The organism is Limnofasciculus baicalensis BBK-W-15 (genome assembly GCF_024178385.1).
Classification (GTDB): Bacteria; Cyanobacteriota; Cyanobacteriia; order Cyanobacteriales; family Coleofasciculaceae; genus Limnofasciculus; species Limnofasciculus baicalensis.
Genome location: NZ_JAMZMM010000262.1, coordinates 1 through 8,726, shown reverse-complemented (window position 1 = coordinate 8,726; position 8,726 = coordinate 1). Strand labels below are relative to the sequence as shown.

General features: G+C 40.5%; 8 protein-coding genes. 3 read left to right on the top strand and 5 right to left on the bottom strand.

Annotated features, from left to right (window positions below; genetic code table 11):
• Positions 1-1,539: leucine--tRNA ligase (gene leuS / locus NJ959_RS21095; RefSeq protein ID WP_254013713.1), on the top strand; the 1,539-nt coding region annotated here is incomplete at its 5' end.
• A gap of 140 nt (positions 1,540-1,679) precedes the next feature.
• Positions 1,680-2,180 (top strand): DNA-binding protein, encoded by a 501-nt coding sequence (locus NJ959_RS21090; protein WP_254013712.1) that lies wholly within the window; start codon positions 1,680-1,682, stop codon positions 2,178-2,180.
• Between the two features lie 5 nt (positions 2,181-2,185).
• On the opposite strand, the gene NJ959_RS21085 is transcribed toward NJ959_RS21090, so the two are convergent.
• From NJ959_RS21085 to NJ959_RS21075, 3 genes are all read right to left on the bottom strand, one after another.
• Positions 2,186-2,485, bottom strand: coding sequence for a ribbon-helix-helix domain-containing protein (locus NJ959_RS21085; RefSeq protein WP_254013711.1), 300 nt, complete (start codon positions 2,483-2,485; stop codon positions 2,186-2,188).
• Positions 2,486-2,713: 228 nt separating this feature from the next.
• A complete protein-coding gene (locus NJ959_RS21080; protein WP_254013710.1) occupies positions 2,714-4,438 on the bottom strand; it encodes a diflavin flavoprotein in 1,725 nt (574 codons plus the stop codon).
• A 92-nt stretch (positions 4,439-4,530) separates the two neighbouring features.
• Positions 4,531-5,010: a phosphate-starvation-inducible PsiE family protein gene (locus NJ959_RS21075; protein WP_254013709.1), complete on the bottom strand. Its 480-nt coding sequence runs from the start codon at positions 5,008-5,010 to the stop codon at positions 4,531-4,533.
• A gap of 545 nt (positions 5,011-5,555) precedes the next feature.
• On the opposite strand from NJ959_RS21075, the gene NJ959_RS21070 reads away from it, so the two are divergent.
• The gene (locus NJ959_RS21070) at positions 5,556-7,007 is read left to right on the top strand and encodes a DUF8738 domain-containing protein (RefSeq protein ID WP_254013708.1); all 1,452 of its coding nucleotides are present in this window, start codon (positions 5,556-5,558) and stop codon (positions 7,005-7,007) included.
• Positions 7,008-7,194: 187 nt separating this feature from the next.
• Here NJ959_RS21070 and NJ959_RS21065 read toward each other — a convergent pair whose 3' ends face one another.
• Both NJ959_RS21065 and NJ959_RS21060 read right to left on the bottom strand, forming a co-directional pair.
• Positions 7,195-7,716: a DUF1499 domain-containing protein gene (locus NJ959_RS21065; protein ID WP_254013707.1), complete on the bottom strand. Its 522-nt coding sequence runs from the start codon at positions 7,714-7,716 to the stop codon at positions 7,195-7,197.
• A gap of 131 nt (positions 7,717-7,847) precedes the next feature.
• Positions 7,848-8,588 (bottom strand): Uma2 family endonuclease, encoded by a 741-nt coding sequence (locus NJ959_RS21060; RefSeq protein WP_254013706.1) that lies wholly within the window; start codon positions 8,586-8,588, stop codon positions 7,848-7,850.
• Positions 8,589-8,726: the final 138 nt, after the last annotated feature.

Below are 8,726 nucleotides of genomic sequence, written 5' to 3'. Positions count from 1 at the left end.
GGGGTAACGGATGTAACGGATGGGGCAACGGATGGGGTAACGGATGTAACGGATGGGGCAACGGATGGGGTAACGGATGTAACGGATGAGCAATTAGCGATTAGTAATGCTTATACGGAATCGGGAATTATGGTTAATTCTGGTTCTTTTGATGGGATGGTTTCTACTGAGGGGAAAGGGGCGATTATTGAGTATGCTGAAAAAGAGGGTTGGGGTAAGGGAAGGGTACAGTATCGGTTGCGGGATTGGTTGATTTCTCGACAGCGTTATTGGGGTGCGCCTATTCCGGTAATTCATTGTCCTAATTGTGGTATTGTTCCTGTGCCGGAAGCGGATTTGCCTGTAACTTTGCCGGAGGATGTTGATTTTACGGGTGGGCGTGTTTCTTCTTTGGCTCAAGTAAAAGGTTGGGCTGATGTATCTTGTCCGAGTTGCGGTACTCCTGCCAAGCGGGAAACGGATACGATGGATACTTTTATTGATTCTTCTTGGTATTTTTTGCGCTTTACTGATGCTAAGAATGAGTCTCAGGTTTTCGATCCTAGCAAGACTAATGATTGGATGCCTGTGGATCAATATGTGGGGGGAATTGAACACGCAATTTTACATTTATTGTATTCCCGATTCTTTACTAAAGTATTGCGAGACAGGGGTTTGCTCAATTTTGATGAGCCTTTCCAACGTTTGTTGACTCAGGGGATGGTACAGGGGTTAACTTATATTAATCCGACAACTGGGAAATATATTCCTTCTAGTTTAGTAGATCCTGCGGAGCCGAAAGATCCGGAAACAGGGGAAAAGTTGGAAGTTTCCTATAAAACTATGTCGAAGTCGAAGTATAACGGTGTTGCGCCAGAGGCTGCTATTAATAAGTATGGGGCAGATACGGCACGGATGTTTGTTTTGTTCAAAGCACCGCCAGAGAAAGATTTGGAATGGGATGAGGCGGATGTGGAAGGACAATTTCGCTTCCTCAATCGGGTTTGGCGTTTAGTTACTGAATTTGCTGAAATATCGAATCGTGCCAAGAAAATTACTGCCCAATTCAGTAAGGTGGAAAAGGATTTGCGGCGGGCAATTCATACGGCAATTAAGGAAGTTACAGAGGATATGGATGATGAATATCAATTCAATACCGCTGTATCGGAATTGATGAAATTAAGCAATGCTTTAACCGATGCCCTTTGTAAAGATTCTTCTGTTTATACAGAGGGAATTCAAACTTTAATTCGGCTGTTAGCACCCTTTGCCCCTCATATTGCTGAAGAATTATGGCAAATGACGGGAAATACTGATTCCGTACATATTCAAGATTGGCCGAAATTAGATTCATCTGCTTTAGTTGTCGATGAAATTACCCTCGTTATCCAAATTATGGGTAAAACTCGCGGCACAATTCAAGTGCCTGCTGATGCAGATAAAGCCGCTTTAGAAAAGTATGCGCGTGAGTCGGAAGTAGCGCAGCGGCATATTGAGGGTAAGGAGGTGAAAAAGGTGATTGTTGTGCCTGGAAAGTTGGTGAATTTTGTAGTGGGTTAATCAGAATTACCCTATTCTTGGTAATAGTATTATTACTTCATTTTTACTGGAAGAATAGGGGGTTTTTCACCACTAAGACACTAAGGCACTAAGGAAGAGAATAAGATGATCGTCTTATAGAGGGATAGGAGCTAGGAACCATGATTAAGAACGAACACCAATATCGTGTTAGTCAAGATTTGGCAGATAAATTTGAACGCTGCATAGCATCTCTAGAGCAAAACGAAAAAAAGAAATATAACGATCCAGAGGAGTGGGAATTTATTCAAGAGTCTTATCAAAGTCAGCTTAATACTCTTAGGCAAGAAATCGCTGAATATGAAACTATAACCAACCACGATCCCAAGGAGTTAGTAAATTTAACAATTGCTGATATTGAAGAACTATCAGACATTTTGATCAAGGCTAGAATTGCTTTAAAAATTAGCGAAAAAGAACTCGCTGACTTATCGGAACTTACCGAATCTGAAATTAAAAGTTATGAAGAAAATGACTATCAAAACGCAAAATTTGTTGATGCGATGGCTGTCATTAATGCCCTAGGAATTAGAATCAACAAATGCGAATGTGTAGCCGAATTGTCTGATTTTTATCAAGAGAGACTCGCTGAAATTCGAGAACCGTCGTTTCTGCTGCCATAAATATCTTAGAAAAGCGATTTAGTCGTGACACTTTGTTTAGTTTCAATCTGGCGAGCTTCCTGAAATTGTGCCAATATTTCATCAATAACTGGTTGTGCGTCTACGCCTTCACCACAATCTAGCTCTGAAATGCCTATAGCAACCTTTTGACGGGTTTCTTCTAACCAGGTAAAGTAGGATTGAGCATCTTCACTCATCAAGAGTTTTAGCGCAGCTTCAAGTACAGCATTAGCATCAGGAAAACGTCCGTTTTGAATCTGAGTTTGAATAAGTTGCTCGTGTTCAGGTTTGAGGGTGATAGCCATGGTGGTGGAGTCAGTTGACTTATGTCTATTGTAGCGAAGAGGATCGTCTATTGGGAGTCACCTTATACAATAGCTCATGTCTGCTAGCATTGCGATCGCAGGTTTTGCTTATCTATATTATACAGTCTAAAAATATATAATCATTAAACGGAAGTTACCCCTCCTTTAATGGGAAACCCGATTTCTTAAAGAAACCGGGTTTATATGTATAGTAACCGCAATCGTCAGTTAATAATGACTCCCTGATTTACGATGATGCACCGCAGTTATTCCTGTAGACTGTAGCATTTTTCCATTATTAACTAGGGCATAAACTAACCAATGATCGCCGCATTCCATTCGACTTTTAACCGTGCATTCTAGATAAGCTAAACTGTCGGTAATAATAGGAGAACCGTTTTCCGATTCTGCTACATTTAATCCTGCAAAACGATCTTCTCCTGGAGCAAAAGGCTTGAGAAAATGTCGTCGAATAGTTTTGCCTTCTTGTAATATATTGAGGACAAATTTATCGCCAGTATGAGATAAAGATTCTACTGCTCTATCTTTTGCGATCGCAACTGTCACCCCTGGAGGATTAAAACTTGCCTGTGTTACCCAAGATGCTAACATGGCACTACTGATATTTTCCCGTTTGGCAGATAAGACGCAGAGGGAACCAACTACTCTGCCGACGGCTTGCTCAGTGCGATCGATTTGTGAGGTACTGACAGCTTGCCAAGGGGCGCGAACTTTCTTGGATTTTTTCAATTCTTGGGCAAAATCTGTCCCGGTTTCTTTGCACTGTTGCAGGGTAATATCGTTGGGTTTGAATTTGACTCGAATGGGTTCAAATCCTATGCGATATCCCGCATCTTTGAGTTTAGTTTCTATTTCATCAACTGCTTCTCCACTCCAACCATAAGAACCGAAAACTCCAGCTAATTTAGTTTTTGTAGCTGTTGAGAGGACAATGCCTAAAGCAGTTTGGACTTGGGTTGGTATATGTCCGCCAAGAGTAGGAGAACCGATAATAAATCCATCGCATTTTTGTACGGCTGCTTCAATTTCTGCTGTATCTGCAAATTCGCAGTTAATCGATTCAACTGCCACACCTGCTTTGGTAATACCTTTAGCTAGTGCTTGTGCTAAGGTGGCTGTATTCCCGTAAGCTGAAGCATAAATTAGGGCGACTTTTAATTCTTGGTCTTTTTGCTCTTGACTCCAGTTGCGATAGTCGTGAGTTAGTCTGCTCAGACTATAGCGTATAATTGAACCATGACCTGGTGCATAAAATTTAGGAGAAATTGAGGCAAATTTATCCAGTGCTAGTTCTATTTGTCGTGCTTGGGCTGCGTGGAGGCAATCATAATAATAGCGTCGATCTTCGTCTAATTGTTTCCAGTTTTCATCAAAAACTTCATCGCCGCAAACATGGGAACCAAAGAGTTTATCGGTGAATAAAATCCGAGATTTTGAGTCGTAGGTACAAAGTCCATCAGGCCAACGAGGAGTAGGAATGGCAATGAATTGAAGTTGATGCTCTTTCCCTAAATCTAAGGTGTCTTCAGCGCGAGGAACCCAGATTTTTAACTCTTGTTCTGTAAATGCTGTCCGCAAAGCCACTGCGCCAGGTTTAGAGCAGATTAAGGTAACATTTGGAGCTAATTCTAATAAGGCTTTGAGAGTGAAAATTCGGTTGGGGTTGACATGACCTAGGATAATGTAATCCAATTGCTGAAGATCGATCAATTCTTGCAATTTAGCGAGGAAAATCTCGGTGAATGATTCACCAGGAGGATCGATTAGGGCTGTTTTTTCCCCTTGGATTAGGTAAGAATTGGCAGTTGTGCCTTTTTGGAGGGAGTATTCTACTTCAAATTTTAGTCTATCCCAAGTGCGCGATCGCAATACTGTTGTATCTGTTGTGCTAATTGCGGTAATTTGAACGTCACGGGGTTTGATTTCTGTCATGGTTGTTGGGCAACGGATGTGGTAACGGATGTAACGGATGTGGTAACGGATGAATAATTAGCGATTAGCGATTAGCTATTAGCTATTAGCTATTATGAATTGTTTCTAACTGATAAGCGTTTTTCAGGGTCAATTCCTTTGAATGTTGGTGGCAGCCAAACTCTTACAATCAGGAGTGCGCCCATTACTAATAAGAATAAACAGGCGGATAAAATTTGAACCCAGGATGTTTCTAATACTCCCCTCACAATGACTTCTCGCAAAACTGATACAATAGATACTTCCACAGCAACTCCAATTGATACCCTTTGTTCTTGTAAGTAAATAATTAGTAGTCGGAATAACTCTACTAAAATTAGCAAGAATAGGATATCTGAGGTGACTGTTGGGAAATCTAAAGGAGGGAGTAGAGATAAAAACATGGCTCGCAATTCGATTGCCATGAATGCGAATAATCCAATACAGAGGGAAATGATAAAGAAGTCTTGAATTGTTTCTAAAACACGTACAATACGATTGCGCTTAAACGACTCGTAGCTGTTAGTTGGTGGGTTATTTAAAGAATTTTGCATCCGAGTTTCCTGTCGCCTGTGTCTATAAAATCTAGTTTACATCCTATTTGCTTATTGAACAAGGTATTTTTTATCATTTTTACCTATAGTATTTATCAAAATTAACAGTAAGCTTCTTTCCTATAAGCTGTGTCTATCGATTGCTTGGGCATAACTTATAGGAGTTTTCAGTTGCCTGAAGTGCATCAGACTCAGATCTTGCACCAGTTTCAATAACGGTAGGGTGGGCACTCCCCACTAACGTAATCATCAGCTTTTCAACTTCTCCAGGGGAGTGCCCACCCTACAAAAAACAGCTAGTTGAGAATGGTGCAAGATCTCAATCAGAGAAACCCGGTAACTTCGGCGAAACCCGGTTTCTCTCTGTATCTGACTCGTTAGACAATGGCTCTATTGAGGTGTGGAACTAATTATTACCCTGTCAGCGTCTATTTTTACATCTACTATTAGTGAAAGCCATGGAGTATCAAATTCCTCTATGGCAACTATTTTTCTTGGAATTTTAGCTAAAGTTGGCGATTAAACCTGTAAACAAAAAGTATTATATGAACCAGTATCAGCGAATTTTGAATGCCTTGATTTTGACTGCAATAGTGTCTGTTACTTGTGGGTTAAGTAGCATAAAAAATAATGGAGTTGCCGCTACAGATACTCTGTCATTAACAATGTCAAAAGACTCCCGTAAACCAGTCAGGAATTCCTCCATCAACTTAAATGAACGTCTCAGGAATATCATTTTAGAATCTGCTTCTCAACTTACAGGATTAGCTAAGTCTGAACTCCGGATTGCTAAGGTGGAACGCTTAATCGCAAATACCTGTTTAAATTTACCACGTCCTGGAGAAAATTGTAATAATAACAATAGTTTAATCGCATTGAAAGTAACTGTAGAAGGAAAAAATCAACGCTTAGTTTTTCATGCTTACCAGGATGGAAGTGAGATGAGATTCAATGAAGCTGCGAGTCAAATATCCTTACCAAATCAAGTGGCTGATATTGTTTTACGAAATGCGTCTCAGGTATCGGGAATATCAAGAAGGGCATTGAATATTGTATCCTATAAACGGAGGGAATGGGCTTATGGTTGCGAACAGCCTACCTTTCCTCATCCTTGCGATCCTGTTGTGACATCTGGATGGGAAGTTATTGTAGGAAAGGGGGATAAGCGTTGGGTTTATTTGACTGATAATACGGGTTCTCTAATCAAATTGTCTCCAGAATCTGAGCGATCTGATTTACCTAAATCTCTGGCTGATATTGTCTTGAAAGATGCGTCTGAATGGTCACTTTTACCAATAGAAATGCTACAAATTGTTGATACAAAACGGCAAAGATGGGAAAATTCTTGTCGATTTATGTTTGGTTTGGGTTGTGCTGCTATTGTCCAGCCTATCTCAGGCTGGGAGGTAAGGGTAAATAGTGGGACGCAACTTTGGACTTATAATGTTGATGACAAGGGAAAATCAGTCATATTAGATCGATCCCTAAGTCTGGAGCCAAAGGCGGTTGAAGTTATCAAAAAAGATGCGGCTAAGTTTACATCAGCACCTCAACTCCGGATTATTTCAATCGATCTTTTCGATGATTGGAATGGTATCTGTAGTAATATTCCCCGTTGCACTCGCCCCATTTCTCCTGGTGCAAAAGCAACTGTATCGGATGGGCAAAATATCTTCGTTTATCGCGTGAAAGAAGATGGTTCCCAATTTGAGTTTCAAGCTATAGAGAGTTTACCAAAATCACTGGTTAATGCTGTTTTAACAGATGCGGCGCAAAGAGCAAAAACTAAGGTGGCGGTGGGTATTAATAATATTGTGAAAGCTGAAAAGGTGACATGGAATGATGGTTGTATGGGTTTGAGGGGTGGTGTTTGTACTCAAGCTGAAATTCCGGGTTGGCGGTTAACTGTGGGGATAGCTAATCAAGTTTTTGTCTACCATACTGATAATAATAGTATCGTGAAGTTCAATGAAGCTGCTAGTCGGATGCGTCGGTGAAATTATTTGATATAGCTTATGAATAGAATATTAAAGCTTCAATCCCCAATATTAACTTTGAACCCCCCCAGCTCCCCTTATTAAGGGGGGAGAGAATAAAATATTGAAATCTTAAAAGTCCCCCTTAACAAGGGGGATTTAGGGGGTTCGTTTTCTGAACAAATAACTTGATGCTGGCTATATAGAATTACCCCTTAATTTCAAGTTCCTTTAATTTCCCCCGAATAGTTTCAATCCGTTGACGATTCACGCCCAAGTCAGACTCTCCCAGACGCGAAGCGGAACGAATTTCAATTACATTAGCACTTTCATCGAGAAAAAATTCCACATCATCGACAAACCCCATCAGCTTACTGGTGAATTCTGCATAGAGATAATTATCGGTTTGGGTAATAATTTTTGTCCTCTCCATATTCTCAATTGTGGTTTTGAGATTAGCCATAGCTTCTGCCAGGGAACTTGTGTAAGTTAAAGGCTCAATTTTATGTTCAGCATCTTGACTTTGACTACTCACACAGTTAGGTGAAGTGGGGCAAGGTGCGAGTTTTCCTGACTCAATACCAATATTTGTAGGTGTTGCCCCGGCAAAAATTGCTTTCCCTGATAGGGCAAGAGTTACAGCTAGAGAAGAGGCGACAACAACAATGAGGCAGACACAGACAATCAGTGCTATTTTGAAATACGATCGCTTTTGAACTTCGACAGTCATAGATATTTAGGAGTAGTTTATTTTGAGTTTACCATGCCCTAGGGATTATTAGGGGTTGATATTCCTGCAATTTTTGACTAAAGTCCAACTATGAACTACAGAATTTGTCCCATTACCAATCCCCATTACTCCTATACTATTCCATTAACTTCTTCTACTGACAATCCCAACGCTTCAGCAACCTGCTCAACACTCAATCCCATACCTAATAACCGAGGAATTGCATCTCGTCTCGCTTGCTCTGCTTCTTCTGCACGTTGTCGTTGTTCATCGGCACTTTGCTGTACTTCCTCTAAACGCTGACTAATTTCTAAATAACTCAAAAAAGGCTCACCATCGGGGCGAAAAATATCTAAATTATCCGCCGACAATCCAAAGCGAATCCCTAATCTAGGGCTAACCCAATCTACCATATTGAGAATAACATCTAAGCCCTCTTCACCTCGTAACCAACCTTGCAAGTGATTGCTGTCTGGATTGTAAATATAATACTCTTCTACACCATAACGTTCGTAAAAGAGTAACTTTCTGTCCATCTCATTCTGAGTATTACCAGGAGAAAGAATTTCAAACACTACCTGCGGTGCTATTCCTGCCTCATTCCATTGCTGGTAAGAACCGCGATCGCCTTTTGGTCTACCAAATACTACCATGACATCTGGTGCATTGACGATGTTTCGCTTTCCTTCCACCGGATACCAAAACAAATCCCCCGCCACAAATACATTTGGATTGTCAGCAAACAGCCAATCTAAATTTTGCTGAATTACTAAAATCCAGCGAAACTGCGTCGTATTATTTGCCATGGGTTTTCCGTCGCTCTCTGGGTAGATAACCTCTGAGTAGGTAGGCGATTGCAGTTGAGATACCATAACCCTAAATCTCAGTAATTTTGTTAAGACAATCCTTTTATACTACCATGAAATTTCGATGGAACAGATGAAGGATGAAGTAAGAGAGTTTTGAGTTTTGAGTTTTGAGTTTTGAGTTTTAATTCAAAAACCCCATTC

Bases quoted from the DNA above. Each gene is read 5' to 3' on its own strand.
- NJ959_RS21065 (WP_254013707.1), bottom strand. From the start codon at position 7,716: ATGACTGTCGAAGTTCAAAAGCGATCGTATTTCAAAATAGCACTGATT.
- NJ959_RS21060 (WP_254013706.1), bottom strand. From the start codon at position 8,588: ATGGTATCTCAACTGCAATCGCCTACCTACTCAGAGGTTATCTACCCA.
- NJ959_RS21085 (WP_254013711.1), bottom strand. From the start codon at position 2,485: ATGGCTATCACCCTCAAACCTGAACACGAGCAACTTATTCAAACTCAG.
- NJ959_RS21080 (WP_254013710.1), bottom strand. From the start codon at position 4,438: ATGACAGAAATCAAACCCCGTGACGTTCAAATTACCGCAATTAGCACA.
- NJ959_RS21070 (WP_254013708.1), top strand. From the start codon at position 5,556: ATGAACCAGTATCAGCGAATTTTGAATGCCTTGATTTTGACTGCAATA.
- NJ959_RS21075 (WP_254013709.1), bottom strand. From the start codon at position 5,010: ATGCAAAATTCTTTAAATAACCCACCAACTAACAGCTACGAGTCGTTT.
- NJ959_RS21090 (WP_254013712.1), top strand. From the start codon at position 1,680: ATGATTAAGAACGAACACCAATATCGTGTTAGTCAAGATTTGGCAGAT.